Source organism: Chryseobacterium gambrini, assembly GCF_900156825.1.
Taxonomy (GTDB): Bacteria; Bacteroidota; Bacteroidia; order Flavobacteriales; family Weeksellaceae; genus Chryseobacterium; species Chryseobacterium gambrini.
Map to the genome: position 1 here is coordinate 125,838 of NZ_FTOV01000008.1, position 25,615 is coordinate 151,452.

Below are 25,615 nucleotides of genomic sequence, written 5' to 3' on the forward strand. Positions count from 1 at the left end.
GCCATGAAAAAAATATTTTACTTTTTTAAGTTCGTTTCGGTTGTATCTTTTATAGCCTTTGTTTCTTGTGAAAAGTTTATTGAAATCGATAATCCTATTGATCAGTTAACTACTGATGAGGTATTTTCTGATTCAAGTACAGTAGAATCAGCTATCTTGGGTTTATATGTTCAGCAGATTACTAGCGGTACATCGGGGTTCTTAAATGGAAGTGTTACACTTTATCCTGGATTAAGTAGTGATGAAATTTATAATACAAGTGCTTCAGCAAGCTTTGATCCTTTCTTAAATAATGATCTTTCTTCAACAACAACGCTTTCATGGACAAATCCATATAATATTATTTATTCCTGTAATATTATATTGGAAAAATTGGAGAGTTCCCCACTATCGTCTTCTTACAAAGAAAGAGCGAGAGCAGAGGTACTCTTTATACGTGCATTAAACTACTTTTATCTAGTGAATTTTTATGGTGCTGTTCCATTGTCATTAACCTCAGATTATCGGGTAACAAGTACGTTAGCCCGTAGCAGTGAACAGGAAGTATATAATCAAATAATCGCTGATCTTAGAGCTGCTCAAAATAATATAGGTTCTACAAATGAGAGTACAACATTAAGAGTAAACAAATGGGGTATTTCAGCACTGCTAGCAAGATTTTATCTATATACAAAACAGTATGAACTTGCAAAGATTGAAGCGACAAAGGTCATATCAAGCGGAAACTATTTATTACCTGATTTGTCAAATGTATTTCTTTCATCAAGTAAAGAAGCAATCTTACAATTTGTACCACCCAATACCCAAATTTTTGGTGTTGCTGATGCTTATCGATTTATTCCATCTTCAGCAACTGCAAGGCCGAACTTTGCGTTAACTGAATCCTTAATAAATTCTCTTGAATCAGGAGACGGTCGTAAAAGCAAATGGCTGAATCAAAATACTGTAGCAGGCAAGGTCTATATTTATCCCTACAAATATAAAACTAGGTCGGTAGTCGTTGGAGCCGCTAAACCGGAGTTCAATATTGTATTAAGATTAGCAGAAATGTATCTTATAAGAGCCGAAGCCAGTGCTAATTTAGGCAATAATTCAGATGCTATTTCTGATTTAAATGTAATTCGGAAAAGGGCCTTGCTTTCTGAACTGGATAAGAACCAATCTATTTCAAAAGAAGATCTTATAACAATCATAAATCATGAGAACCGGATTGAATTTTTTGCCGAATGGGGACATCGGTGGCTTGATTTGAAACGAACAGGTCAGGTTGATCTTGTCCTGACGAACTTAAAAGGAGATAAATGGCAAAAGACTGACGCTGTATATCCAGTTCCGTTATCTGATATTAGACAAAACCCCAATTTAACTCAAAACGAAGGTTACAATTAATAAATCATGAAAAACTATTTAGCAACAATAAGCTTGATAATACTAGTATTATTAAGCAGTACCTCTATGGCTTCAACTGCCGACTCAGTATCATTTCTTAAGATCGGTGACAAAGTTCCTGACATAGAATTCAAAATAAAAAACTATTCAAAGCCAACAGCAAAAATATCGGACTTCAAAGGCAAGCTGGTCATATTGGATCTATGGGGAGTCAATTGCGCTTCCTGTATAGCAGCGATACCACATATGGAGGAATTGCAAAGAAAGTTTGATGGTAAAATACAGGTCATTATGGTTACAAAAGATTCAGATGAGAAGGTGACCAAACAAGCTATACATTCTGATAATGTAAAAAATAATAGATTACCGTCGGTTACAAATGCAAAGGAACTAGCAGGATTATTTTTTTATGCTTCTCTACCTACTCATATTTGGATCGACGAAAGTGGAAAAGTTAAATACATCACAAATGGAAGTAATGCAAATGAAGCAAATATTAATAACCATTTAAAAGGTAACAATCTGAATATTAAAGAAAAAAAAGATGTGAAATTTGATATAGATGACCCACTTTTAGTAAACTGGTATCCGTATCATAAAGAAATTTCCTTTTATACCTATCTCGCTCCAATACAGAAAGTTTATTCCAAAAGCGGCGGTACGGGTCAAAGCAAGTATGCCGATGGTACTATTAAAAGAATTAGCAGTGATGGTTCATCACTAGCAGGTCTGTATAAGCTTGCTTTTGGACTATACGACCAAGTTTTTCCGGATAGTAAAGTTATAAATGAATCAAAAAATGCAAAGATTTACCAAGTCGATTCAAATAAGAGTATGAAAGAACAGCAAGGTTACTATTTTTACGATGTCATTAATGGTATAGGAATCAATAATGATCGACTATATAAATTCATGCAGAATGAGCTTGATATAATGTTCAATCTTAAAAGCGGCTGGGAAAAGAGACGAGTACAATGTTTTGTTTTAAAACAAAAGAAAGATAACAATTTAATATTTTCAAAAGGTGGGGCATTTAAATCTGATTTCGGCAAAGGAATGCATAAAGTAGAAAATTTTAAATGGGAATATTTTCTAAGAGCTCAGAGAGGTTCAGCAAGTTTAAATTTTGAGTTAATAGATGAAACTGGAATTTTACCAGATCAACTCGTAAGTTTAAGTATAAGCACAAATTGGAGAAATTTTCATGAAATCAACTCTTCACTTGAAAGATATGGGTTATTCATTGAAGAACAAACTAGAAATTTTAACTGTATAGTGTTGAAGGATATGGATAAGGAATCAAAATAATGTAAAAATATAGGAACTTTAAGGTATCCCTCCTGTTTCTATTGCATCGGGTATAGTATTTGGTTTTTGGGGATTTGACGGGTCAGATACTTTTGAGTATCCTAATGCGCAAGGATAATTACTAGAGTTATCACATAGGGAGGTCTCATCGTATATTAAAAACACATGAGTAGTTGCATCGAACCAATATAATGCTGCCTTATTGGTTTTAATTGCATTACTTTTATTATATCTTGGCGTATAAAAAGCAAAATGTAAAAAACATAACAGTCCGAAAAATAAGGTAAGTGACTTTAATGTTATCATATCTATGGTGTGTTAAATTCTATAAAGTTAGAAATCAAAAGGAAGGAAACCCTTCCTTTTGATTTCGTTGTAGTAGTTACTGTTTTTCTCCGGTATCTATTCGATCCGGTGTACCGCTTGGTCTTTGTGGATTGCTTGGGTTGGCCACAGCTGCATAACCAACCTCACAAGGATTTGAATTTGAAAGATCACATCCTGATGACTCTGAATGACCAATGTAAGCGTTTGTTGTAGCATCAAACCAGTACAGTGGTGCTTTAGTTTCATTTTTAGTTACTTCCTTATCTTTTGGGCCAAAAGAAAAAGCGGCAAACGTACCTAGTGCAATAGCTGCAACTCCTAGTGTAATTCTAATTGATTTCATGATGTTTGGTGCTTTTATAAATCAAAAAGCTAAACTTTAGTTTTTTGCCTACTCTGAGTTTCAGGTTTTCGGCTTTCCCTGTTTTGGTTATTAGTTTTAAAATTTAGTACGTGGTCTGAACATGACTACTGTGTGGCGGACTTTTATACGAAAACATGATCAGACCAATGATATTTAGCGTCAGCACCGCAAGATTAATCCACAGTTGATCATTCCAGTTCAACCCTCTATAAAGCGAGATACATGAAGATGGTATGCTTGGTGCAAACTTTAAGATGTAGATTAAATATCCTGTATATAACAGCAGAACAGATAGCGAAGTAATAAGTCCAATTTTCCGCCAAGACTTCTTTATCAACAATACTACAAGTGATAAATGTAGTAGCTGTAGAATGTAAGGCAAGGATGATCCAAAAGACGATAATATATATGCACCATTGATCTGCCTTCTGAAAGTGTCAAAATTACGAACCTTACTGACAAACGTATATGCCCACATGAGTAGGAGTAAGAATATAATTGTTTCGGCTATCAAGTTTTTCGTTCGCATGGCAAGATTATTTTGTGATTTACGTTGAAAGGCTATTTCGCGCACAGTTTAAATCGAGTATTATTTCGAGGTTTTCCATTGGCCACCATGTCTGATCGGTGGGTCTTTGATCGTCTCATCAGTGTCGGAGTCGTTGGAAACGATTCCTGCTTGAATTGTATCGCTATTTTTTGACATTTCTGTTTTTGAGTTGACAATATTCAGTTTTTCCAGTTCTAGCGGTTCCTCAATTTCGGATTCTCTACAGGAGTGTAAAATGACCGCTCCTGCGATGATTAATATTGTTGAGATAATAGTTTTCATTTTGTTAAAAATTTTAAGAATTATCCCGGCCGGTTATTTCGAATTCAAGAGCGAAGGTAGAGGGCATTGGAAGACGGAAAAACTGTTTAGTGCGCCCGTTGAACAATTTGAATGCGCAAATTGTTCAAATTGAGCATTGTTATAAAGTTGATAATCAATGTTTTAAAACATTTTTATGGTATGTTGCAGTTTTTCGTTTTTAATAAATCATGGTTTGGCGATTTTTATTAATTTTATATAAACTTGACCTATGAAATTCTCCTCTTTTCATATCATAATTGTTTTATGTTTGTTTCACTGTGAATTTCTCTGTGCCCAGCAAGAGGAATACAGTAAGTATTATTATATAAGGAGAAATTATGAAGTGTTCTCAGAGAATGATTTCAGGGCGCTTCCATTCATACGTCAGTACATTGCTGAAGCAAAAAAGGATAAGGATTATGATAAATTATATCAGGGATATGCAGACGGTGTTGAATTTTCCGCCGATCGTAATGAAAAGCTAAAATTTGCAGACAGTACAATCATTGCCGCAAAATTATCTCGTAAGCCGGCGTTAGTAAGTTCTGCATACCTTGAAAAGGGTGTTGTCTACTATTTCCATTTTAAAAAATACCAATTGGCATTGAATGAGTTTCTTATAGCAGTTCAGTATGCACCAAAAGATATAGATCCCTATTATCAGAACCGGCTAAATTATCTGATCGGTGTAGTCAAAAGCTATATAGGCTACTACGATGAGGCATTGCCCATTTTTATAAAGACACGGAACCATTTTGCGTCAGAGCTAAAGAAACAGCAAGATCCTAATATTCTATATGATTCTAGACGAGGTAACTATAATAGTCTTCATCAGATGGCTATTTGTTATCGAAATATGGGGAAATTTTCACTTGCCGATTCTATTGTTAGCATTGGACTTACAGAAATCGGTTCCACCCGTGAACATAGGCAGGAATCTGGATATTTTATAAAAGAAAAAGGAATTTCAGAGTTTCGGAAAAAAGAATTTTCAACTGCTATCGCCTCACTTATCGCTTCATCAGTAGCACTTTCAAAAATTAATGATTTTTCATGGTTAGCTGTAAACTATTCATATTTGGGAAAATCCTATCTTGCATTGGGTGATGAACCTTATGCTTTAAAAAACTTTGAAAAAGTCGATTCCATTTTTCAGAAGCATGGTTTCATTGTACCAGAAGTTCGGGATACCTATGAACTTTTGATTGATCATTACAAAGCAAATAATGGCGTAGAGAAGCAATTATATTATACCAATCAGCTTTTAAAAGTAGATAGTGTCCTATTCAGAGATTTCAATTATCTGTCCCGAAAGATAAGCAAGGAGTATGATACACGTTTACTGAAAGAAGATAAAAAACGACTAGAAAAGAAATCCATAAAAGATAAAGTGGCCCAATGGGGTTTAGGTACAGTCGCAGTCACTTTTGCTGCTACCATGTTGTTTTATAAAAGAAGAGAAAAAAGAATCCGAAGGAAATATGACATTCTGGAGCAAAAGATCAAAGCTAGAGACAGCGCCAATATAGCTATTAAAATAGAAGAAAAGCAAGATGGCAATAAGCTTGAAATTGACCAAAAAGTTATAGAGGAAATACTGCATAAATTACAGGATTTTGAGGATAAGGGAGGATTTAGGGAGAATGGGATTACACAGCATAAATTGGCTGATAAATTTGATACTAATCATTTCTATCTGTCACAGATCGTGAACGAATACAAAGGCATGAATTTTACAAAATACCTCATAGATTTAAGGATCAAATATATAACTGATAAACTCTATAATGACCCGGAATACCGCAAATATAAGATCGAAACGCTTGCGGAAGAATGTGGTATGGGCTCAAGAAATCATTTTTCGAAACTTTTCAAAGAAATCAATGGAATAGGTCCTGCCGAATTTATCAAGAGACGCTTGCACGATATTAATATGGAGCAGAACCTCACCATTGAGACAGTAATTTAGTGAGTCCAATTTGAGTTTTTTATTCAGCCTGTCCTAATTCAGGAGATTACCTGACATCAGGCAGGAATAATTTACAATATATTATTATCTAAATCATCAATTATTATTTTGTAAATGTTGTCCTTTAAATTGTCTGTTAGATCGTTCCTGTCCAGTAGAAAATTTTGCTGTTCGTTATTAATCAACTTATTTTTTATGTTATCAATGCTATGTTCAACCATTGACTGTGTTACCTGAAACTGAAATGCCAAGCTTTTTGCTGTTACCGGACTTTCTTTCTTTGCCATTAATTGGGAAGTAATACTGAGGCTCAGCCAATCATCAAGTCGAAGGTTCTTAGAATTAGGCAAAGATTTTATTATTTTTTCATATGGGTTATTTTCAAGTTGAAAAGTTTCTAAAATCCTAATCTGTTCCGAATAGTCCCATACTACATCTTTATAAGACTTTTCAAGAGGTCTATATGATGTCCAGGCACTGTCACTATGTAGATTTGAAATAATTTCTTCACACATCTCATTTATAGTAATCTTGTCAGGGTGTTTAATGGAGTGCTCAATAAATGCTCTCATTCCTACATTAAACATGCAAGGTTCCTGTAATTCCATGTGAGGTATAGGATCTCCGAAATGATTTGCGGCCAGTAATCGTAGTGCTTGTAGATCAGAAGCATTTTCCAAGGGTAATATCCTTTCTTCAATATTCCGCAGCATTATACGAAAAAGATGGTCATTTGTTTCTTCATTGCTAAGTAAATAGGCATAGCAAACCGCAATTGCTAAAATGGGATTTCGCCATTTTGAATGTGCAGTATTATTAATCAGAGACTGCGGAACATAATAGATCCCATTTTCCAGATTTCTTAAAATTGCGTCTAACTGAATTGTTTCCTGTTCTTGCAATCTATGATGGCTGTTCTGTCGAACAAGTTGAACCCTTGCTGTCGAAAAAATAGGTGTACGTTTGAAAGTGAGGTAGAATTGGGTTTGCCATTCTGGAAATACATACAATGGAATTTCTCTTGATTTAGAATTGCCTTTATATACAAGATAGTAGATACCGGGTTCCATTTTTGCGTGGAATGCCAACCAACCGTCACGTGTATCTTCTTTAACGTTTGTTTCATTATACAGGCGATAAATTACCTTTCTATCACTGTTCAATATTGAAAAGCGCCATCCCATAGACTGGGCTACATTTTCCTGCTTTCCTTTTATAATTTCATCGGGGTATCTAAAAAATAAAAACAACGATGCATCATTATCGCTAATTTCCATGTTATCCATAGTGGATCTTTGGCTCCACTGATTAACAGCATTTTGGTAATAATTTTTGGTACTTCGCAAGAAATCTGCCGGAATAGACGAAAAAGAGCCTTTATTTTCCCATGTTAATTGAAGATCTTCTTCCAATCTGATGAATTTCTGTTCAAATTTTTCATTGGAAAAGATCTGTAGCTGATAAAGCCCGCGGGGTAGATTTTTTGCTATCTCCTCATGTCGGCTAACTAACATTTCTCCTTTACCACTGAACAGTTTAAGCAAAACAAATTCGCTTAGCGGGCCTACAACAGAAAAGTTAAAATTAAACTCTTGTTGTTCATTCATTTCTTGTGTTCTAAATACCATAACTTAATGTTTTTATTGTCCCATCAATCCTTATTGGTTTTGCATCAGATTGTTCATTTTCATAGTAAATAGTATAAAGTCCTTTAGACAAAGGTATTATCCAAGGTTCATTTACATCTGAGATACCTTCTTTTAAAACATTAAGGTCTGAATCTTCCAGTATGGCCTTTTTACCACTGACAGTAAAAGTAATCTGCACATTGGTAATATTTACAGTCAGTCCATCTATTATTGTCGTGTCAGCATGATCACCCTGGATATTTGGGACCTGAACTTTTTTAGTTTGCGCAGCGATCTTTGGCAGATCTCTTTCGAGGTGATTTGCTAACGAAAGGGAAGTTATTTTGCCATCTTTTTCAGCTGCTCCCCTTAAGCCACGTAAAAGCGATTCCGTAAATATTCCCCTGATTCCATCTTCTTGTAAACTTCCACTTTCTGACTGTATAAGCGCTTCATAAGCTTGATTAGTAAATTCGGAAGCTGAATAGACATATGATCTGCATGCTCCTGCCGTTGCAGCAGGCATAACATTGCCAAACGATGGTGGCGCACCATTCACGGCTACTTTCCGATTTCTGCAACAATCAAAGAAAAAGAATATTTCACTGAAAATTCCTGATTCGATCAAGGTGGTACGGTAATCACCTGATGAAAGGGCGTGGTTTCTAAAAAAGGTATCCCATTGAGGCAGAACAAGCGCTGTGTCATTCCAGGATAATCCAAGACCATGTCCGGAAAAGTAGAAATATAACCTTCTGCCTTTTCGCCTCTTGGTTCTGCTGTTGATTTTACCGAAACATTGATCAATGGTATACTGTATTGGTAATAGAGAATCTTTTTCTGAAAGTACAAGATAGCAGTTATCAGGTGGAACATACCCTCCCTTTTCGTCAACAACCCAATTATGAAATCTTTTGGCGTCCTTATCCGGCCCTTTTAACGTTGCTAATTCAGCATAGTGGTTAACACCAACTATTACTGCATAATCGTCTATATTTGCAGGCATTTTGTTATTGCTTTATTATATGGATAATACTATCCAATGTCGTTTCTTCATCATCGTCAAAGGCTCCATGTTTTCGTGCTCCAGATCGGAATCCGTCTAACGCGCTTTTATCCGTCACTGCATAAACAGTATGACCTTCTTTTTTTAGAAAATCTGATATTTGGATGGCATTATCATCATTATATGGGTGATTCCCTGTCGTATGTCTTTGGAGCCCTAAAATCAATGCATCGCTCTCATCTTCCAGTATCCCTGAAATTAGATATAGGAGGGACCTTGGGTACACAAAGTAAAACAGTCTATCCTTTTTCTCATATTCGTCGGACATAGTGAAACATCTGAATGAACTAAAGATCGAAGGGTTTTTAAGGATGGTATCTTTAAAAAGATCTGTACGACATGCTGGAGCCATGAAAATAACATTACGAAATTTTATGTCATAGCCTTTGGCCGATATCATTTTTATCAATTCACAGATGACGATAGAACCAGCAGAATGTCCCACTAAATCGATTGTTAATTTTTTGCCTGTTTCTTCTTGATACTCAGCAAGCTTTTTTATGAAATATAATCCTACAGGCCACTGAGTGTAATCTCCTTCAAAGTCGCTGTGCTTCCACATATCTGTGGCTTTCTTTTTCATATTTCCCCAAAGCCAATTCCCAAGTTCCGAAACATACAATTCACGCATGGTCTCTTCGGCAACTGTTGGATAAAAATCATGATTTCTTTTTTTTATATAACGCTTTATAACACGGATTGCAACTTTGGTTGCTCCTATGATCACTTCCATTGTGGTGATTAACCCTTTGGCATTTTCTTCTAAATTGTGCTTGTACTTAGGATCTAAGATATCTTCTTCAGCCTGACTTTTTTCAGTAGAAATAAGTTCCTGTAGTTCTGGGTCGCTTTCTATTTCAAGTTCGAGCTCTGCTTGTAATTCACTCTCTAAGATCAGGATCCCACTTTCATCCATTGCAGATTCAGCATCTAAAATTGTTGCTGATTTTGCGCCCGCATTAATCTGATAGCTTTCAAAAGGTGCTTCTTTTCTGAGTTCGGCTTCAATTTCTTCTTCTGAAAATTGAGCAAAACCTTTTGCACCGTCGAAAAGATCATCAGGTTCAATTCCTAATTTTGGACCTGTGACCTTTAAAACTTTTATTAAAATTTTCCTGAAAAAATCAGAATTAGAAATGGTCGTTAGATTATCTGTAATTGTCTTCATCCAGCCTGTCTCCCAGACAAAGCAGAATGCATGGGAATCAGAACCGGAGCTGCTATATCTTACAATTCTTTCAGCGGTTTTCAATCCTTCGTCCGCGGGAACCAATCCACCGTGAAAGTATAACAGTAACTTAGATTTATTATTTTCCTTTAAGAACTTGAACAATGAATCAACCTCCTCTGGAGTTGAATTGTACAGGGGATTATTGTTAGGATAGAATGTACCATGTTTTCCAACATGGACGTAATTGATCCTGTTTAATAGGCTATTTTGCATTATAAATGGCTTGTTAGTTTCTAGCTACAATATAATAAATTTTTGAATACTAATATGCAGGATAAATATTGTTTTGCATTTCAGTTAAAAAAAATATTTGTTTGCTGGATCAATCGGGATTTTCTAATTTTTGCTATAAGCTCATTTCGTATATTTAACTTATGATTGGTGAATTAATTAATGTAAAATGGACAGACCGAGTTGTAAAAGAACACGTGCGAGGTCCTGTGGAACTGCTGGAATTCAGTGGCACGAATGAACAAGGCGATATTTTTAAAGTTTATGTTTACAAAGTTGAAAAAATAGAAAAGGGTAATAAGAAAGCACTGTAAAACTCTGATTAGTAGAATTACGACAATTTTTAAAATAATGTCGAATTCATTTTGTCGTGAAGTTGTAAGGTATTATATTGCAAAACCAAAATCATTAAAATGCTTATGAAAAAGAATGAATACAACCAAACAATAGTTCGCGTATCTTAATACTTAAAGAGTAATTTCGACCCACGGAATTTCTTTTGGTACCATTATCAGATCTCTACTACGATAGCGTTGTGAAAGTACTACCTGCTTATTAATTTGTAGTCCTGGTAATTGAATTCACCGTTCGGTGATAAACCTTTTTAAATAACACAACCGAAAAAAATTATGTTATCATGTTTCAACAAGAAGATAATCTTTCCAGTAAGGGAATAGATTCATCCAAGAAAAACGTTTTGGATTCGTTAAGTGACGTCAATTTAGATGACGTTACTAATATTCCGGGTCCACAAAAAGGGTATCTTAAACAAGCAAAAAATATAACCGACACGGGGCGGCAGTTTCTGAATCAGCCGTTATTACCAAATGACCCCACCACTCTCAAGGAAAAAGTTTGGTCAAACCAGCCTACTTCCAAAATATTTAATGCAGCAGGGATTCCTGAAAATGCAATTGCAGGGATCAATAGGGTAGTTAAGCTCGATATTTTTGTCGATGGAAAAGAAATCAAATATTTCAAGCACTTTAAACTTACCCAAAGCGCTGTGAAGCACCATGAATTTGAGCTTACACTTGCTCATGATACCTTAGGAGCGGCGGAAAATCACAATCTGGAAGAGGCGCAAAATTTTCTGGGAAAAAGAATAACAATTGTCTTTAAATATAAAGATGTCGATAATAGCCCTGAGAGAAATTTTGTAGGAGTTATTACAGAAGTAGGTTTTAGTCAGGAAAAAGGAAGTCTGGGCAATCTTGTCATGACAGGCTATAGCCCCACAATATTATTGGATGCAGCACCGCATATTCAGAGTTTCGGCGGATCAAAACCTATCAGCCTAAATAGTATAGCAAGTGAAGTCATCAAAGAAGGCTTAGGTGCAGACAAATTTGATTTCAGGGTTGATTCCCGCTATGGAAATGTACCTTATAGTTGTCAGTATGAGGAGACACATTATAACTATCTGGCTAGAATGGCAGAAGCTTATGGTGAACAATTTTTCTATGATGGTGAAGTCCTTCATTTTGGACAGTTACCGCCGCAGGAGAAACCCGTTGTACTTACTTATGGCAGCAATCTGACTGATGTGAAAATCAAAATGAAGGCGCAGCATGTAAATCCAACATTCTATGGTTATAACAGTAGTAAAGATGAAAAGTTCGCTGGTGGAAAAAGTAAAATTGACCATAAATCAGATATTGCCAAAAGAGCATATGAGATTTCTGAACGGACTTTTCAAACACCATCTTTACGTGTTGCCCCTATAAAAGCAGTAACCTTTATGGATATTGATGCATCGCAGAAAGGTACTGCCGGGAGTAAAGCGTCAGAAGTTTTTGTCACCTCAGGAAATACGACAGTTCCGTTTCTTCATCCTGGCTGTATAGCGGATATCGAGATGAGAAAAGCCGATAGTAGCGAAACCTCATACTTTACAAAACTGATGCTTATTGAAGTGACGCACGAAGTTGACGCTCGAGGGTATTATGATGGTTCATTTCAAGCGATTGCATCCGATACAGGATTCATCCCAAGGCCGGAGTTTGTAGTTCCAAATGCGGAACCGCAGTTTGCGAAAGTAATGTCAAATACAGATCCACTCAATCAAGGGCGCGTACAGGTGCAACTGGACTGGCAACGTGGAAAGGATTCTACTGAATTTATCCGTGTAATGTCTCCCGATGCGGGTAGTAGCGATAAGGTCAGCAAAAATCGTGGATTTATGTCTGTACCAGAAGTGGGGGATCAGGTTATTGTAAATTTTGTGCACCTGCATCCCGATCGGCCCTTTGTTATGGGAGGCATGTTTCATGGAAAAGTTGGCGCTGGTGGGGGTGAAGGGAATAATGTAATGAGTTTCAGTGGTAGGAGCGGAGCAGAATTGAAATTTCATAATGGTGCAGGTTCCATGAACCTACAGGATCAGGGTGGAGCAAACATGCATTTCGACGGAGCGGGAAATGCCACAACAAATGCCAAAACAGCCCACAGCGTAAATGCTGGCAGCAATAGTTCCATTAATGTCGGCGGTAAAAAAAATGCCCCGCCACAATCTCTCTTCAATATGGACGCAGCAGGTAATATTACGCTTGACGGCAAGACAAGTATAACCTTTCAGGTTGGCGGAAATAAAATTGTCATCGACAAAAAGGGGATTACCGGAACAGTTACCAATGGAAACATCAGTTTCGATGCGACTGCTGGAACATTTACTATTCATAGTAATGGCAACATGGATATCAAGACCGATGCTGACTTAGCTGTTGACAGCAAATCTTCCAAGATCAATTCTAGTGGGCCGACCAATATTACGGGGGCAGATGTAGAAATTAATAAAGGATAATTATGGAGTTCGATATTCAGGATATTGGGAAAACAAGAAAGTATGCTTTCCTCAGGGAAGAGCGTTATCAATTTCAGGGTTTGCGCAATGAAAATCATTTGGAAATTGGTCTCGAGGTAAAGTTATTGTCCGTCAGCGAAGGAGTTCCCACTTTTAAAATAAATATAATCCGATATAAACAGAGTAATGCTACTGGCTTGTACAGTTGGGTGGGGGATATTCATGAGATAAGGAATGAACTGATTTTTACCCTAAATGAAAAAGGGCAATTAGGTACAATCTTAAATATGGAAGATATACGTATGAAGTGGGAAAAAATTAAACCGGAGCTTATAAAAGAACATAAGAAAGATCCGCACAAAGATATTTTTATCACAGGTATTAATGAACTTTTGGAAAACGCAGACAACTTATCGGATGCTTTGCGATTTGCACAGCCTTATCTGCTTCTATTTCCTGGTATTCATGCAAATCAGTTAAAAAAAGACGAAGAGACAACTGGATATCGTGAACTTCCCAATTTTTTGGCGGCAAAAATGGTTCCTATTAATACTGTGGAGACACTTACAGAATTAGAAGATGGTAAAATCCAAATCGAAGTTCAGGGGACAATTGACGATGAAAAGTTTGAACAGGAGAAAGTTACAGCCATGATCAGGATTCTGAAAAATAGGCCACGTGTCCCTACACAGCTACAGTTAGGTTACATCGAAAGATACCGTTTGGATGAATGGCCTTGGTCTGAACAGAGTATGTGCATGAGTATAGCGGAAATTCCTGGTACGCTTTATCGTGAAGAAAGAAATATTTTAAAAGCAATATGATTTTTAAGATAGAGGATCTTGTCTTTCAAAATGACCGATACTTTATACTACTGAGCAGTAAGGATGCCGATAAACTAGCAGAACTAAACTGTCTAGATATCTATGCCGATGACGTAAAGATTAAACGTTTATCAGGTTGTCTGGTATCGGAAATATTAAAGATTCCTGATTTCACGGTCTTGGAGTCGAAAGAAAACCTAAGTGAATTGGAGCGGATTTTTAGAAAGACCAAATTGGTAGAAATCTGCACCTGCGTTAAGAACGTTAATTATAAATAAGTGGATCATGGCAAAAAAGTATGTGCCCGAGGGTGCTTTTCTCGCCTGCGATAAAGGAACGAGCCCATCGACATTACGGGTTAGCTTTAACAAAAATACGACTATATATGCGGTGCCAATGGCAACCGAAGCAGATAAGTTACCTTTCTTTCACCTTAAACCAATGGGACTCTGTACCTGTCCTGCAAAATGGGCTACGGGGGTAACCTGTTTACCTACTACCTTGCAATGGGATAATCCGAAGGATGGTGTAAAAATTAATGGAAACAGGATGCTTCTAGAAGATTCTACCTGCAATTGTATTTTTGGAGGTAAGATCAGTATATTTTTTGATAGGGCTTCCGCCGTTGCTTATGGTATAGGAGAAGGAAAGATGCCCAGCGATTACATCAAAGAAGGATTTGACTGGCTTGAACAAAAAACAAAAGAAAATCGAGCTGAAAGGGATAAGATGATTCCTGACTGGATGAAACCTATTGCAGGGGCTAAGGATTGGTTTGATGATCTTGGAACGGGATTAGTTGAAGGGGCGGTGAATGGAGTAGTCGGGCTTGGGGAAGTTATCTATCAGGTTGGGCAAGACCCGGTAGGTACTGCCGAAGCTTTAGGAGGAATGGTGAAAGAGGGGTATGAGGCGACCACTAAAGGACTTAATGAAGCATATAAATGGAGTACGACACCGGGGAATCTAGAAAAAGCAGCAAATTCTACATGGGATTGGGCTTCCAAGGAAGAGAATTGGGACAAGCTTGGAGATGATATTGTCAAGGGGGCTCAGGAAACGGGCGAATGGATCGCTAAAAATCCTCGGAAGATCGGTACTACAGTTGGAGAATTTATACCAGATGCTGTTGCAGCTGTGTATACTGCGGGTGGCTCAGTGGCAGCTACCGCAGGTAAGACAGCTTTAAAAGAAGGTGCAGAAGTCGTCGTTGAAAAGACTGTAAAGGAAGTTGCCGAGGCTGGAGCTGAAAAAGCGGGTAAAGAAGCATTGGAAGCTGGTGCAAAAAAAGGAATAAAGGAAACCTTGGAGCAGTTGGCTAAAAAAGAAAGTGATGAAATTGCTGCTGTAGTCACTAGAAGCTTGCTACCTAAATTTAAGTTAACTAATCCATTCTTAAAAAATATTGAACATGATTTAGACGAGTTCATCCGACAATTAAAAGGTCAACAAGAGGGCTTAAATAAACTAAGTGTTGATGATTTTTTAAAGAACAGAGATGAATATCTGAAAAATGGAAGATCAGCAGAAGGTAGTGCTGCTCAGAAAAGGTTCAGACAAGAAGCATTGCAGGAAAGAATTGAAAACAATATTGAAAGTGGGATGTCTCCTAAAAAAGCAAAATTGGAAGCTGAAGAATGGATGAGTGATAAAGCAGCTCTACACGATCCAGATCAAATTGCTGGCGGATTCGGAGATAAAGTAACTGGGATGGGTGATAAAAGAGTAAATTCAAGCTTGGGTAGTCAGTGGAAAACAAGGATAGATGACCTTGATAAAAATGTCAGAGATGCTGCTGAGAAAATGAGCGAGGCGGAGCGAAAAAGTACATATTTAAACGTCGAACTATACCCGTAATAGGCTTTAAATGATTATATTTGTTATAGTAAAAAAGATATCATGTTTGAAAAATTTATTGAAGAATACGGAAATATTGAGCATAAAGTTGAGTTGCCAAATGATCACCTTGAACAAGTAAAAAGCTTTTTACCGGATGAGCTTTTCAGTTTTATTTCGAACGGTGCAGGAAGTTATATGGATAGTTTTTTTTGGGTAGTTGATCCGGTGCAATTTGATCCTATTTTAAAAGAAATTTATGTTCCTGTCCACGAACCATCAATTTGTTTTGCTAGGGATGCTTTTGGGGGATTATATTCGTATGAGGGTGGAAGTGTGATTTATATTGACATCCGTCATGGCGTTTCAAAGGTGATTGGAAGAAAAGTTAATGTTTTGTTCAATTCGATAATGACTGATTGGGAATATTTCTCTGAAGAATTATTATTAGATAATTACGAACCAGCGAAAGAAAGACTTGGAAAAGTTGAACCAGATGAATGTTATGGTTACGTGCCTCTTCTAGGGCTCGGGGGACCGGAAAAAGTAGAAAATTTACAAAAAGTTAAATTAAGAGAACATATATCCATAGTTGCACAAGCATTAGGCAAGATCGAATAAAAAGATGATTCAGGCGGTGTATGTATTAAACTTTTGTTTATTTTGAATAAAGCAAAATTATGAACATCAATATTAACAATATATATATCTTTATTGAACAAAACAAAAATAATGATGTCAAGTCCTTTTTAGAAAATAATGGACTTGAAATTAAGGATGAATTTGGGAGAACAAGTCTTTTAAATGCGGCATTTTACAACAATATTGAATTACTACAATGGTTAATTGAAAAGGGCGCAGAAATCAAAGCAAAGGATAATAATGGATATACGGCATTACATTTTGCTATTCAGGAGGCACATGATGATAGTGTGGCATTGCTGCTGAACCATTCCGCTGATGTGGATGCAAAAGATATTAATGGGAATACACCATCATGGGTTTGTGTAATGCATTGGAAAGGAGGTAAAAACTTTAACAATTTAAAAAAAATGTATGACCATAATGCTGATTTTAGTATTGTAAACAATGCGGGTAGGAGTGCTAAAGATATTATACCTGAAAAAATAATGAATGATCTAAAAACAAAATAATTTTTCGAGTATTTATGTATTTTGCAATTATTGAAATGTTAAATCATTTATTCAAACAGGTGTATAGCAGAAATCTTCAGTAATTAAATGAAACCAACAGAAAGACAAAAGGAATTATATAAAAAGCTTTCCCCAATAATAGGTACAGAACCAAAAGTCATTAAATATGGAGATGATACAGGTGAACATGCCATTTTCATTATGGAGTGTCCCGATCCTTTAGATAAAAATGTTATTTTTTATGCTACAATTGGATTGTCTGACTATTCTGTAGGGGATAAAAAGTACGAATTAATGATTTCAGGATATTCGGCGCAAGATAAAGTGGGGAATATTTTGAGCACAAGTGCTTTTTTTTGCATTAAAGATCAATGGAAGGTTTCTGAAGGGGTGGTTTTTGAAAAACTCGTTGAAAAGTATTACCCAGCTTCTGAAATGAAACATATTTATTTTACTACACCGTATTTGTGGGAGGATAAACTTGAAGATTTTATGGTACAAAATGAAGAAGTCCATTTTCTTCTTGCTATACCGATATCAGAACCTGAGTTTGAATTATTTAAGCAAAAAGGTTCTGATGCTTTAGAAACATTGTTAGAAGAAAATGAAATTGATATTTCTGACATTAACAGAAAATCGATTTTATTATAAAATTAATGTCTAAAATAAACATAAGAGTTTTTTTTTGGGAAGGCTGGATAAATATAAATTATAGCATTAAATGAACTTTAAAAAGCACCCGTCGGTGCTTTTTTTGTTTATAAACTTTTTAAATAATCCTTTTTATAAATAGATTTTCTTTTAAAATCATGGTAAATTTTGGGTGGTGTATGTTAACAGAATTAGCAAAAAAATATAAATTGATAAACAGAATTTAGTTGTTAGAAGAAAACAAACCAAAATAATGAACGAGCCGCAAGCGGTTTTTAAAATGGAATGGCTCAGTGGGTGCTATTTTTAAAACTGCTTGCACCGCTTTTCTGCCAAAATTCGGTTCCGACCATAGGAGGAGCCGAATTTTGGCGCCGGCAGTTTTTCAACTGCCAACGCAAATAGGTTGTGTTCTGAAATTCTTTAGATTTAAAAAGAAACCTCTATTTTCTGTCATTCCCGTTTTAAACATATTCCAAAGGAGGGAAGCTCCCATTTGCGCAATGGTACTATTGATAAAAAGGTCTTGTTTTAAAAGAGCTTCAGCCAGAGAGCAACTTGGTGTGTTATCCTCTTTTTCAGAACTGAGCATTGCATCACCGTATTCCGCAATAATGGAGGGAAGCGAATCAAAGGTTTTAAACTTCTTTGATGTGGGCTGCTCTATTTTTCCGATGGTTGACAGTATTGCCTGACCTGTGTATTTGGTGTTCCCAAGGTCTAACCAATACCTTCCTTTATCCCTGTGGTTTGCGTATTTGCTGTTTAGTTCCTGTAATATTTCTGCAATCGTAAATCTTGAAGCAACGGTATCGACACAGGAAACATAAATTGATGAACCTGCATGGAGCGGTATTTCTCCTTTTTCATCCCTTTGGAATTTTTCTGTTATGGCTTTCCAGTTTGTACCCGACCAACGGTTCAGCCTATTGATAATTGCCTGAGATTTGAAAAGTCCCTTTTCTGATTCTGCAAATCTTTGGCGACCTACGTTTGCGGAGGTTATCATATCGTCATCCCAAAGATATACCTCCAATCCTGGGTGGTTAAGTTCCAATAAACTGTGGTTGATTTCCATCAGCGCAGTCATAAATTTTGAACCTGTTCCACCTGCACCGATTACGTTGACACGGATGGGGTTTGTTGGACTTAGCAGGTAATTGTCCAAAAAATGGACATTGGTTTTTGGCATTCTCATCGTAATATATTTTTAAGTTTTTGATTGCTTTTGATAAGTCTATCAGTTGGGAACATGGTATCAGTTCCGATTAGGCTTTCCCATAGCAGTACACAGTTTCCGTCAACAGGATTATGGTCAGCCATCATGTGGGAGAAATAGCTATTAAAAAAATAGTTTTCCCACAAGGTCATCAACTCTTTTATAGAACCTGTTTCGGTTGCTTTTATGTCCACCGTTCCCATACAGACTTCACCACTTTCATATACATTGAAAAAAGGAGCATAATGCAGGGCGGTGTTTGCTGTTGGTTTTCTATTGATGGCTAATGCATAGACATGGAGTGATTCTCGGTCTGCCATCCAGACCAAAGAGGGGGTTTGTGCCGTTCCTGACTTTATTCCAAGTCCCTCAGAAAATAAAAGCTCTCTTTTTTGGGCTTTGCTATACCAGATTATGGTTGCTGATTTTGCGTCGAATGACAGTAGGTTATTGGGTAAAATGCCATCTGATTTTAACTGATTGAGACTGTCTTCATCAATATTTAGCGCTGTCGCCAACCTTTTTGCTTCACCTATTGTGAGGGGGTGGGGATTAACGGGCGCTCCATCACTGTCCATATCAAAGTGTTCGACATAAGTATCATTTAAGCCACCGTTGCTCTGATAAAAGACCAATGCGCTTGAGGGGTAAAAATAAGTTCCAAAACTGTTTGTAATATCTTCCATGATTTCTAAATTTTAGAGTTGATGTTCCTGCCATACTTGAATAAGGCTATCAATGGCATTAAAAACCTTGCTTTCAAAACCAAAATTGTTTTCTTTTATTCTTCTGTTATCGTAGGGGATAAAGCGTGTAGGCTCGTCTATTTCGCCGTATTCCTGTAAATCGTCGTTAACGGACTGGCAGAGCGATTCAAATAAACTACCGTTAATCGAAGCGCAAAAAGAAACATAGTTATCCAATGAAACCGCACGCTCATCAATATCTATTCTTTCCCTGAAACGCAAGGGATAGAATTTTCTATCGATTTGAACTTTAGGATATGCGCTCAAAATCTTATAAAATGACTTCGCAACAGTCAGGCATTTTTTATCAAAATCTGTTTTTGCGACAAATATTTTTAAGCGGTTTGTGTAATTGTGCAGGTTTATCGGGTCACTGATTATTTTTTTGATAAAATCACCGATGCGTTTAGCATTATTAAAGTCGGCTATAAACTCTTCCTCCGCACCGTCATCATACATCCAATTTTCAAGCATTTCATACATAGAGTACAAATAGCAATCATCAGTTCTATAGTAGGGTACACCAAGAATCTGATAAATGTAGGCATATACAGAAAGTAAAAGCTGACTAGCCTGTTCTGTTTCCGAATTGTGCAGTATGTTATAAAGTGGAATTACAGGGATATAGTATAATGTCATTCCTGTATCGTATCTGTCTTCCTTTGCAAAGTAAGTGCTATTATTATGATGTATCAATCGGACTTCTTGCCAATCCGTCTCCACTTTTTTAAGCTGTCTTTTAAGGTCTGCCATTGATTCAGCGATGTTATATGGAAAAGGGATATTTCCACAGTCCTGTAAAGAAAGATTAAATTTTTTAGCGATTAGAGACAGGGATTTTTTAAAATCCTTGTCCATTTTTAATCTATCACAGTCCTGTATAGTTTCGGTTTCCTGCAATCTTGGAGGAAAGCGCATTCCTAAAAAGGCATTGGCAACATCGCAGGTGGTACAGACTTCTGTTTGTCCTTTTGGATTTCCCCTGCATCCTTTGGTTTTCTGATCCATCGTTCGAACTGCTCCAACTGTCTGTGCAGTTGCGCTTGGTTTTCTTTTCTTGGTAGCTTTACCGTTTCGGGATATTGTGTTTGCATAATTCATGTGTTTGACTTTTTAGTTAACCTTTCGTTCCGATGACGGTCTCAAAACGATAGAGAATCGTATCATCCGCAATCGTTGGACGTGAAATTTTCGCTGTGGTGAGTGCAGGATAGTTATTTGAATAAAAATTCAGGACTGCCTGTACGCTCCATTTTGGCTCAGGGTCGTCAAGCCTGATTTCCTGTTCTTTCTCTTTGAGTACGAATACTCTTGGAAGTGCTGTTGCTACTAACATACTATTGATTTAAGGGTTATTCTCGTGAGTTATTTCGACTGTTTCTTTTCCAGTATCTGAAAATAGGCTAGGGGCAAACTGTCTTTCATAGATTTCCTGTTTCTTTTTGATAACTTCGGAATGTTCAGGATAATCCCCGACTTTTGGGAGTGCAGTCCAAGCATCTTTGTATTTTCCTTCCTTTTCAAAGGCATCCGCTTTTAGCATAGCTTCGTTATATTTCTTGTTTCTGTTGTCTTTTTCCTTTTGTTCCTTAGTGGAGTTTTGCTTTTCCATCGCAGAATTTGCCTGAGCAAGTTCTACCTGCTTCATAAAATGTTCCATATTGGACAGCAGACCAGAAGCTGTCTGAACAGGTTTTTTGATGTGGGCAAAAAATCCCTCGTCAAGTTCTTCGGGCGTACCTTTTAGGTTAAAGGGAGGAATCAGGTTTTTAGCCTTGTCCCCACAACTGTCATTTTCGATCAATATCGAAACGATAATTATATTTTCTGTTGCTTTGGTAATAGTTAGCATCAATTTGCTGTTCATTTCCATTTTCGCAATCTGTCTGAAAAAATTAGTTGCTTCCATAATAATTCATTTTTTTGTCGCTTACACGGTCGGTGATGTATGATTCGGAAAGGCCGATTTCCCTTAATTGTGCTTCATATTCTGCCATTACCTTATTAAATTCTGCTGTTCCTTCTTCGCCTGCAAGGTGAAGTCTGTGCGCTGTTCCTTCTTTCAGTGCTTTAGTGACGGTTCTGTGCAGTTCTTTGATATGTCTTCGTTGGTCAGAAAGTTTGCGTATTTCCTGTGCAAATAGCTGATAGCGTGAAAGGATGTCCAAGAAAATGAACGCTTCCACGACATTTTGATTTTTATAGTTTTCGACAAACCTGTTGTATAACCAATCTGCGAACTTGTATTTTGCCAAAGTATCCATTGTTATCTTTTAATAATGTTCTGCTTCATATTTTTATCATAGTTCATTCGGTAGCCATTATCGTGAATGACCTTTTCAAGCCCGTTCCTGACGGACTGTAGATGCTCCCAATCTTCGGATGATATATTGAGGACATAGAGCTGTCCGAATTTCATTACCATATCAGCGATAATGGTGAGCGCCTGAAACGCTGTTTCATTTTCCTTTTTCATGGTTTCCATTATTTAAGGTTTCTAAGTAGCTTGTATAGCGTTCTGTTAAATCCTTGCCTTTTTTAAATCGGTCTGTACGGTAGTTATAAATTTCCTCGAACAGGGTAACTGTTTTGGTTTTGAGGTTGATGTAATAGCGGTAAGACGCATTTGCCCGTCTCTCGTCCATTGTGCAGTGCTTTTTGATTAAAGAAAGTTCTCTTTTACTGTTGCTTAATGCGAGTAAGGGTGTAAGAATTTCCTCTACGATATAACCCTGTTCGGGGGCACTTGTGCTGTCGGCAACACATATAATTTCTTCGCCGTTGCTTAATGTGATATGAAGATTTGAACGTGTCATAATCATTAATTTTGATGGGTTAATATTTCCTGAATCAATTTCAGGTCGAACTCAGATGTCCTGAGACGGATGTCTTCGAATGCTTGATAACGTGCCATTCCGTTAGAATGGATGAGTAATACATCGCTTTTTACAAATCCTTTTTCATTGCATAACCATTCTATTTCCTGCGTATCTGCTTCCACAAATGTGAGTTCGTTTTCACCGAACCACTGTTCATAAAAAGGCATATGCGTAGACTGATGAACGAGAAACCGAACAGTATGTTCTTTTTTTGCGATATACCCCATAACAGGGTTAATTCCAAGCATTTCCACAAGTTCCATTGTTTCTTTTGTTCTGTCAATCCAGTCTTTGGTGAGGTTGACGATAGCAATTTCGAAATTGTTGCGTCCTATCTCACTGTAGACCTTTAGAAACATAAACTCCGTTATTTTTGATGTTGGTTTCATGGCTCAGATTTTAGGTCGATCATTACAAGTAAATTGTCTCCAAACAGCATGTAAATCGCATATTTTAGCTTTTTAGAACACTGTGGCTCTGCTGTAAATTTGATGAGGGCATTGATGCTGAACAGCGCATCGTAACCGTCGAAAAGTTGGTCCCTGAATGTTTTTTTATTTCTGTACAGTCTTGTACCATTCTTTTTGTATCTACGCTCAAAAAAGGCTATTAAATTGTACCATAGTTCGGCAGTAATATGCTCTGCTGTCCAATCCTTTAAAATCTGCTCCTTGTTATCTTGGCAGAAATCTGCTTCTTTCTTGATGAAGTCTATCATATTTTTAAGTTCATCGGGAAAAAGGTTGGCAAGTAGATAGCCTCTATCTAGGTTATCCATTTGATTTAGTGTTTTCATTTTGAATCTTTTAGGATTAATTTTAGGTGGCAGACTTTTACAGGACTGCCACCTTTAAAAGTTTTGTTAATTCAGTTCAAGCACATCTGCACCGATTTTCTCAAACGAGGTGCATAGTTCAAATGCCTTTTGGGTTTTAAGCTGTGCAGTACCGCCCAAAACGATGCTCTGTAGTTTTGCTTCGGGGTTTTTGTAGTTTCGGACATTCTGAAAGTAACCCGTCACAGCATTGTAAGCCCCGAACAATGTCCCTTTTGTAGTTTCCATCAATTGGGTATCGTTAATCATGGCGTATGCGAATGCATCATCCACCGTGTTTTTGAACATCGTTGACAATTCATCATCCGCCCCTTTTTTCAGCAGGTCAAATGTTTCCTTGTTTGGGCATAGAGCGAGCTGAATCAACTTGCGGATTTCGCTGTCCTTTACTTTCACCTTTGCCCAACTGTTGAAAATGCCGTCCATCTGCATGGTCAGGCTGTTCGCCAATCCCATTACTTTGTGGGCATCGTTCAGGCGCTGTTTTGCTCCTGCGGTGTGCTTGATGCGAACCACGTTGCTCATATTGCGGAGTGAAGCATTAAGGGTGTTCTGACAGACGATTCGGATAGGGGTGAAGGCTGCCGTGATGCTTCCGCTACCATCATGGGAGGTCGTCAGGAAGATATATTTCTCAATCACATCATCGGAATTGCCGATACGGATGTAGTTGGGGAGTTTTGCAGTGATAAAAATGCGTTCTCCCTGTCCCAATGCACCTGCGGTTTCGTAGAGGATGCCACTTTCACCGCCCACGATGGAATCAAAAAAGGTAAAGGCATCTTTATTCTGTACGATATGGTAGTCTTTGCCCACTACACCAAGTACGGTATTATTGTCCGTTCGGATGTTTGCGAAATAATTGGGAACCTCAATTTCCGTGTCCTGAATAACGATACCGTCTGCAATCTGAACGATGCCCGAACCTTTTGTAAATAATGGGCTTTTCTCTACTTCGTAGTCCAGACCTGCGTGCCGGATTGCTTCGGCACTTGTCGGGTAGTCCTGAACAATCTGTCCTAGTCCGTGCCAAGCCTTTTCCTTTACCGAGAAAAATGAATATCTGCCTGTTCTGTTGTTGTAATTTAGATTATGTGCCATGATTTCTGATTTTAAGGTGTTCTGTTTATTGATGAATCTGTTAAATTGAATCGGACGATTAGAAAGGTAAATCGTCATCATCCGAGCCTTCCTGTACTGTGGTGTTTGCATTCTGTTTTCCTGCACTGGCTTCTGTACTTTGTCCGTTTTCCTGCTTGGCGGGTTTTCCTAAAGGCTTGATAGCAGAGGTATGGAAATTGAGCCCTGCTTTTGCTGTTCCGTCACTTGACAGCCACGCCCTTGCGCTGATTCTGCCCGATAGTTCAACCAATAGCCCTTTGACAAGGAATGTCACGGCTTTAGGAGTAAGCCAATAGGAGCAGTCCACAAATTCGGTCTGCTCGATTCGCTGTCCCGCTTTGTTCTTGTAGCTGTCGTTCACTGCGATGGAGAAGTTGACAACTTCTTTTCCGTTTGGTGTTTTGCTGACTTCTGCATTTTTTGTCAGCCTTCCGATGATGTTCATAATCGTCTGTTTTTAAGTTATACAATCCTGTTACGCTTCCCCCTTTTCCTGTCCTGCTGAGGCTCGGCCCCGAATCATTTTTTTCAAAAGAAAAAACAGGAAAAAAAAGAAAGTCAATGTATACGCCGGTCAAATGGTGCAGAGTCAAGAGAAATGATGATTTAATGGGGGGGACCCTCTGGGGCGTAGACCGTTCATTCGTTATTTCTCTTGCAGGGTGGTGTCGGTGGCTGGCCGACGTATTTTTACTTCCCTTTTTCGACTGTTCTTTTGATAAAAACTGATTAAACAAATCTTATTTTTCCTGAAATTTTAGTCGTGGTAAAGCAGTATTATTCATAGGTAATTGGAAGCTGCGTTTAAACCGTACTAGCTTAGGAGAGCGGCTTTCAATTTTCTATATCTGGGATGCAGAAAGCTCTTTTACAACGAAGGAACGAGCTTGGCGTAAATGTGCTTTTGCTTTTGTGGGCTGACAATGAAATTGATGTTTTGTATTATAGATTTTGAAACGATATCTTTTGCGTGAGTGATTGAAGTGGAAAACCCGCAGGAACGAGGACTTGTAACGGAAAGCGCGGTGCCATGAAGCACACGCCATAATAAAGCCTTGCATAAGGCATTTCGGGAATACCGTTAAGTGGACTGAATAGATTTTTTCATACAGACTAGGAAATGCACTGCTGTAAAATTTCGCGGTCTTTAACTTTTCCTTGATTTGTTTTTCATATTATT

At 37.4% G+C, this 25,615-nt stretch carries 28 protein-coding genes; 10 read left to right on the forward strand and 18 right to left on the reverse strand.

The window, feature by feature from the left end; genetic code table 11:
* The first annotated feature begins 3 nt into the window (after window positions 1-3).
* Window positions 4-1,389 carry a RagB/SusD family nutrient uptake outer membrane protein gene (locus BW951_RS14980; RefSeq protein ID WP_076394316.1) on the forward strand — a complete coding sequence of 462 codons (1,386 nt, stop codon included), beginning with the start codon at window positions 4-6 and terminating at the stop codon, window positions 1,387-1,389.
* Window positions 1,390-1,395: 6 nt separating this feature from the next.
* Window positions 1,396-2,697 (forward strand): TlpA family protein disulfide reductase, encoded by a 1,302-nt coding sequence (locus BW951_RS14985; protein ID WP_076394324.1) that lies wholly within the window; start codon window positions 1,396-1,398, stop codon window positions 2,695-2,697.
* 382 nt (window positions 2,698-3,079) lie between these two features.
* Here BW951_RS14985 and BW951_RS14995 read toward each other — a convergent pair whose 3' ends face one another.
* The 3 genes from BW951_RS14995 to BW951_RS15000 all read right to left on the reverse strand — a co-directional run bounded on the left by BW951_RS14995 (window position 3,080) and on the right by BW951_RS15000 (window position 4,220).
* Window positions 3,080-3,367, reverse strand: coding sequence for a hypothetical protein (locus BW951_RS14995; RefSeq protein WP_076394328.1), 288 nt, complete (start codon window positions 3,365-3,367; stop codon window positions 3,080-3,082).
* Between the two features lie 103 nt (window positions 3,368-3,470).
* A complete protein-coding gene (locus BW951_RS23260; protein ID WP_420866236.1) occupies window positions 3,471-3,917 on the reverse strand; it encodes a MauE/DoxX family redox-associated membrane protein in 447 nt (148 codons plus the stop codon).
* Window positions 3,918-3,977: 60 nt separating this feature from the next.
* Complete coding sequence (locus BW951_RS15000) at window positions 3,978-4,220, reverse strand: hypothetical protein (protein ID WP_076394330.1); 243 nt, start codon at window positions 4,218-4,220, stop codon at window positions 3,978-3,980.
* Window positions 4,221-4,470: 250 nt separating this feature from the next.
* Here BW951_RS15000 and BW951_RS15005 point away from each other — a divergent pair, with 250 nt between their 5' ends.
* Complete coding sequence (locus BW951_RS15005; protein ID WP_076394332.1) at window positions 4,471-6,210, forward strand: helix-turn-helix domain-containing protein; 1,740 nt, start codon at window positions 4,471-4,473, stop codon at window positions 6,208-6,210.
* A gap of 71 nt (window positions 6,211-6,281) precedes the next feature.
* Here the strand turns inward: BW951_RS15005 and BW951_RS15010 are convergent, their stop codons facing one another.
* Genes BW951_RS15010 through BW951_RS15020 form a run of 3 tightly spaced genes read right to left on the reverse strand, consistent with a single transcriptional unit; the run spans window position 6,282 to window position 10,348 of the window.
* A complete protein-coding gene (locus tag BW951_RS15010; RefSeq protein ID WP_076394334.1) occupies window positions 6,282-7,838 on the reverse strand; it encodes a hypothetical protein in 1,557 nt (518 codons plus the stop codon).
* A complete protein-coding gene (locus tag BW951_RS15015) occupies window positions 7,828-8,844 on the reverse strand; it encodes a caspase family protein (protein WP_076394336.1) in 1,017 nt (338 codons plus the stop codon). The genes BW951_RS15010 and BW951_RS15015 overlap by 11 nt, the downstream gene beginning before the upstream one ends.
* 4 nt (window positions 8,845-8,848) lie before the next feature.
* Window positions 8,849-10,348: an alpha/beta hydrolase gene (locus tag BW951_RS15020; RefSeq protein ID WP_076394338.1), complete on the reverse strand. Its 1,500-nt coding sequence runs from the start codon at window positions 10,346-10,348 to the stop codon at window positions 8,849-8,851.
* 161 nt (window positions 10,349-10,509) lie between these two features.
* Between BW951_RS15020 and BW951_RS22800 the strand changes: the two genes are divergently transcribed.
* The 7 genes from BW951_RS22800 to BW951_RS15060 all read left to right on the forward strand — a co-directional run bounded on the left by BW951_RS22800 (window position 10,510) and on the right by BW951_RS15060 (window position 17,634).
* Window positions 10,510-10,680, forward strand: coding sequence for a hypothetical protein (locus tag BW951_RS22800; protein WP_175608828.1), 171 nt, complete (start codon window positions 10,510-10,512; stop codon window positions 10,678-10,680).
* Window positions 10,681-11,003: 323 nt separating this feature from the next.
* Complete coding sequence (locus tag BW951_RS15025) at window positions 11,004-13,169, forward strand: type VI secretion system Vgr family protein (protein ID WP_084196452.1); 2,166 nt, start codon at window positions 11,004-11,006, stop codon at window positions 13,167-13,169.
* A gap of 2 nt (window positions 13,170-13,171) precedes the next feature.
* Window positions 13,172-13,993 (forward strand): hypothetical protein, encoded by an 822-nt coding sequence (locus BW951_RS15030; protein ID WP_076394340.1) that lies wholly within the window; start codon window positions 13,172-13,174, stop codon window positions 13,991-13,993.
* A 285-nt stretch (window positions 13,994-14,278) separates the two neighbouring features.
* Window positions 14,279-15,850, forward strand: coding sequence for a polymorphic toxin type 15 domain-containing protein (locus BW951_RS22395; RefSeq protein ID WP_084196453.1), 1,572 nt, complete (start codon window positions 14,279-14,281; stop codon window positions 15,848-15,850).
* A 42-nt stretch (window positions 15,851-15,892) separates the two neighbouring features.
* Entirely contained in the window at window positions 15,893-16,450 is a 558-nt protein-coding gene (locus BW951_RS15050; protein ID WP_076394342.1) for a T6SS immunity protein Tdi1 domain-containing protein, read from the forward strand.
* Between the two features lie 59 nt (window positions 16,451-16,509).
* Window positions 16,510-16,983, forward strand: coding sequence for an ankyrin repeat domain-containing protein (locus tag BW951_RS15055; RefSeq protein ID WP_076394344.1), 474 nt, complete (start codon window positions 16,510-16,512; stop codon window positions 16,981-16,983).
* 87 nt (window positions 16,984-17,070) lie between these two features.
* Complete coding sequence (locus tag BW951_RS15060; protein ID WP_076394346.1) at window positions 17,071-17,634, forward strand: suppressor of fused domain protein; 564 nt, start codon at window positions 17,071-17,073, stop codon at window positions 17,632-17,634.
* 385 nt (window positions 17,635-18,019) lie between these two features.
* Here the strand turns inward: BW951_RS15060 and BW951_RS15065 are convergent, their stop codons facing one another.
* The 12 genes from BW951_RS15065 to BW951_RS15120 all read right to left on the reverse strand — a co-directional run bounded on the left by BW951_RS15065 (window position 18,020) and on the right by BW951_RS15120 (window position 24,880).
* Window positions 18,020-18,832, reverse strand: a complete 813-nt coding sequence (locus BW951_RS15065) for a PRTRC system ThiF family protein (protein WP_076394348.1) — start codon at window positions 18,830-18,832, stop codon at window positions 18,020-18,022.
* On the reverse strand, window positions 18,829-19,539 hold the full coding sequence (locus BW951_RS15070) for a PRTRC system protein B (protein WP_076394350.1): 711 nt from the start codon (window positions 19,537-19,539) through the stop codon (window positions 18,829-18,831). Before BW951_RS15070 ends, BW951_RS15065 begins: the two co-directional genes overlap by 4 nt.
* Before the next feature lie 12 nt (window positions 19,540-19,551).
* Window positions 19,552-20,700, reverse strand: a complete 1,149-nt coding sequence (locus tag BW951_RS15075; protein ID WP_076394352.1) for a hypothetical protein — start codon at window positions 20,698-20,700, stop codon at window positions 19,552-19,554.
* A gap of 16 nt (window positions 20,701-20,716) precedes the next feature.
* The gene (locus tag BW951_RS15080) at window positions 20,717-20,935 is read right to left on the reverse strand and encodes a PRTRC system protein C (RefSeq protein ID WP_076394354.1); all 219 of its coding nucleotides are present in this window, start codon (window positions 20,933-20,935) and stop codon (window positions 20,717-20,719) included.
* A 9-nt stretch (window positions 20,936-20,944) separates the two neighbouring features.
* On the reverse strand, window positions 20,945-21,508 hold the full coding sequence (locus BW951_RS15085) for a PRTRC system protein E (protein ID WP_076394363.1): 564 nt from the start codon (window positions 21,506-21,508) through the stop codon (window positions 20,945-20,947).
* Complete coding sequence (locus tag BW951_RS15090) at window positions 21,495-21,863, reverse strand: hypothetical protein (protein WP_076394365.1); 369 nt, start codon at window positions 21,861-21,863, stop codon at window positions 21,495-21,497. Before BW951_RS15090 ends, BW951_RS15085 begins: the two co-directional genes overlap by 14 nt.
* A 2-nt stretch (window positions 21,864-21,865) precedes the next feature.
* Complete coding sequence (locus BW951_RS15095) at window positions 21,866-22,075, reverse strand: hypothetical protein (protein WP_076394367.1); 210 nt, start codon at window positions 22,073-22,075, stop codon at window positions 21,866-21,868.
* Window positions 22,059-22,415: a penicillin-binding protein gene (locus BW951_RS15100; RefSeq protein WP_076394417.1), complete on the reverse strand. Its 357-nt coding sequence runs from the start codon at window positions 22,413-22,415 to the stop codon at window positions 22,059-22,061. Before BW951_RS15100 ends, BW951_RS15095 begins: the two co-directional genes overlap by 17 nt.
* 5 nt (window positions 22,416-22,420) lie before the next feature.
* Window positions 22,421-22,867: a hypothetical protein gene (locus tag BW951_RS15105; RefSeq protein ID WP_076394369.1), complete on the reverse strand. Its 447-nt coding sequence runs from the start codon at window positions 22,865-22,867 to the stop codon at window positions 22,421-22,423.
* On the reverse strand, window positions 22,864-23,256 hold the full coding sequence (locus BW951_RS15110; RefSeq protein WP_139326170.1) for a hypothetical protein: 393 nt from the start codon (window positions 23,254-23,256) through the stop codon (window positions 22,864-22,866). Before BW951_RS15110 ends, BW951_RS15105 begins: the two co-directional genes overlap by 4 nt.
* A gap of 84 nt (window positions 23,257-23,340) precedes the next feature.
* Window positions 23,341-24,414, reverse strand: coding sequence for a DUF932 domain-containing protein (locus BW951_RS15115; protein WP_076394419.1), 1,074 nt, complete (start codon window positions 24,412-24,414; stop codon window positions 23,341-23,343).
* Between the two features lie 58 nt (window positions 24,415-24,472).
* Window positions 24,473-24,880, reverse strand: coding sequence for a single-stranded DNA-binding protein (locus BW951_RS15120; protein WP_076394373.1), 408 nt, complete (start codon window positions 24,878-24,880; stop codon window positions 24,473-24,475).
* Between the last annotated feature and the right edge of the window lie 735 nt (window positions 24,881-25,615).

What these genes read in the sequence shown, in the direction of transcription:
- BW951_RS15020 (WP_076394338.1), bottom strand. Translation starts at nt 10,348, where the DNA reads ATGCAAAATAGCCTATTAAACAGGATCAATTACGTCCATGTTGGAAAA.
- BW951_RS15050 (WP_076394342.1), top strand. Translation starts at nt 15,893, where the DNA reads ATGTTTGAAAAATTTATTGAAGAATACGGAAATATTGAGCATAAAGTT.
- BW951_RS14980 (WP_076394316.1), top strand. Translation starts at nt 4, where the DNA reads ATGAAAAAAATATTTTACTTTTTTAAGTTCGTTTCGGTTGTATCTTTT.
- BW951_RS15105 (WP_076394369.1), bottom strand. Translation starts at nt 22,867, where the DNA reads ATGAAACCAACATCAAAAATAACGGAGTTTATGTTTCTAAAGGTCTAC.
- BW951_RS14985 (WP_076394324.1), top strand. Translation starts at nt 1,396, where the DNA reads ATGAAAAACTATTTAGCAACAATAAGCTTGATAATACTAGTATTATTA.
- BW951_RS15075 (WP_076394352.1), bottom strand. Translation starts at nt 20,700, where the DNA reads ATGAATTATGCAAACACAATATCCCGAAACGGTAAAGCTACCAAGAAA.
- BW951_RS15095 (WP_076394367.1), bottom strand. Translation starts at nt 22,075, where the DNA reads ATGAAAAAGGAAAATGAAACAGCGTTTCAGGCGCTCACCATTATCGCT.
- BW951_RS15025 (WP_084196452.1), top strand. Translation starts at nt 11,004, where the DNA reads ATGTTTCAACAAGAAGATAATCTTTCCAGTAAGGGAATAGATTCATCC.
- BW951_RS15120 (WP_076394373.1), bottom strand. Translation starts at nt 24,880, where the DNA reads ATGAACATCATCGGAAGGCTGACAAAAAATGCAGAAGTCAGCAAAACA.
- BW951_RS15110 (WP_139326170.1), bottom strand. Translation starts at nt 23,256, where the DNA reads ATGGATAACCTAGATAGAGGCTATCTACTTGCCAACCTTTTTCCCGAT.
- BW951_RS15010 (WP_076394334.1), bottom strand. Translation starts at nt 7,838, where the DNA reads ATGGTATTTAGAACACAAGAAATGAATGAACAACAAGAGTTTAATTTT.
- BW951_RS15055 (WP_076394344.1), top strand. Translation starts at nt 16,510, where the DNA reads ATGAACATCAATATTAACAATATATATATCTTTATTGAACAAAACAAA.
- BW951_RS15090 (WP_076394365.1), bottom strand. Translation starts at nt 21,863, where the DNA reads ATGGATACTTTGGCAAAATACAAGTTCGCAGATTGGTTATACAACAGG.
- BW951_RS15070 (WP_076394350.1), bottom strand. Translation starts at nt 19,539, where the DNA reads ATGGAAGATATTACAAACAGTTTTGGAACTTATTTTTACCCCTCAAGC.
- BW951_RS15060 (WP_076394346.1), top strand. Translation starts at nt 17,071, where the DNA reads ATGAAACCAACAGAAAGACAAAAGGAATTATATAAAAAGCTTTCCCCA.
- BW951_RS14995 (WP_076394328.1), bottom strand. Translation starts at nt 3,367, where the DNA reads ATGAAATCAATTAGAATTACACTAGGAGTTGCAGCTATTGCACTAGGT.
- BW951_RS15000 (WP_076394330.1), bottom strand. Translation starts at nt 4,220, where the DNA reads ATGAAAACTATTATCTCAACAATATTAATCATCGCAGGAGCGGTCATT.
- BW951_RS15015 (WP_076394336.1), bottom strand. Translation starts at nt 8,844, where the DNA reads ATGCCTGCAAATATAGACGATTATGCAGTAATAGTTGGTGTTAACCAC.
- BW951_RS15005 (WP_076394332.1), top strand. Translation starts at nt 4,471, where the DNA reads ATGAAATTCTCCTCTTTTCATATCATAATTGTTTTATGTTTGTTTCAC.
- BW951_RS15115 (WP_076394419.1), bottom strand. Translation starts at nt 24,414, where the DNA reads ATGGCACATAATCTAAATTACAACAACAGAACAGGCAGATATTCATTT.
- BW951_RS22395 (WP_084196453.1), top strand. Translation starts at nt 14,279, where the DNA reads ATGGCAAAAAAGTATGTGCCCGAGGGTGCTTTTCTCGCCTGCGATAAA.
- BW951_RS15030 (WP_076394340.1), top strand. Translation starts at nt 13,172, where the DNA reads ATGGAGTTCGATATTCAGGATATTGGGAAAACAAGAAAGTATGCTTTC.
- BW951_RS22800 (WP_175608828.1), top strand. Translation starts at nt 10,510, where the DNA reads ATGATTGGTGAATTAATTAATGTAAAATGGACAGACCGAGTTGTAAAA.
- BW951_RS15100 (WP_076394417.1), bottom strand. Translation starts at nt 22,415, where the DNA reads ATGACACGTTCAAATCTTCATATCACATTAAGCAACGGCGAAGAAATT.
- BW951_RS23260 (WP_420866236.1), bottom strand. Translation starts at nt 3,917, where the DNA reads ATGCGAACGAAAAACTTGATAGCCGAAACAATTATATTCTTACTCCTA.
- BW951_RS15085 (WP_076394363.1), bottom strand. Translation starts at nt 21,508, where the DNA reads ATGGAAGCAACTAATTTTTTCAGACAGATTGCGAAAATGGAAATGAAC.
- BW951_RS15080 (WP_076394354.1), bottom strand. Translation starts at nt 20,935, where the DNA reads ATGTTAGTAGCAACAGCACTTCCAAGAGTATTCGTACTCAAAGAGAAA.
- BW951_RS15065 (WP_076394348.1), bottom strand. Translation starts at nt 18,832, where the DNA reads ATGAGAATGCCAAAAACCAATGTCCATTTTTTGGACAATTACCTGCTA.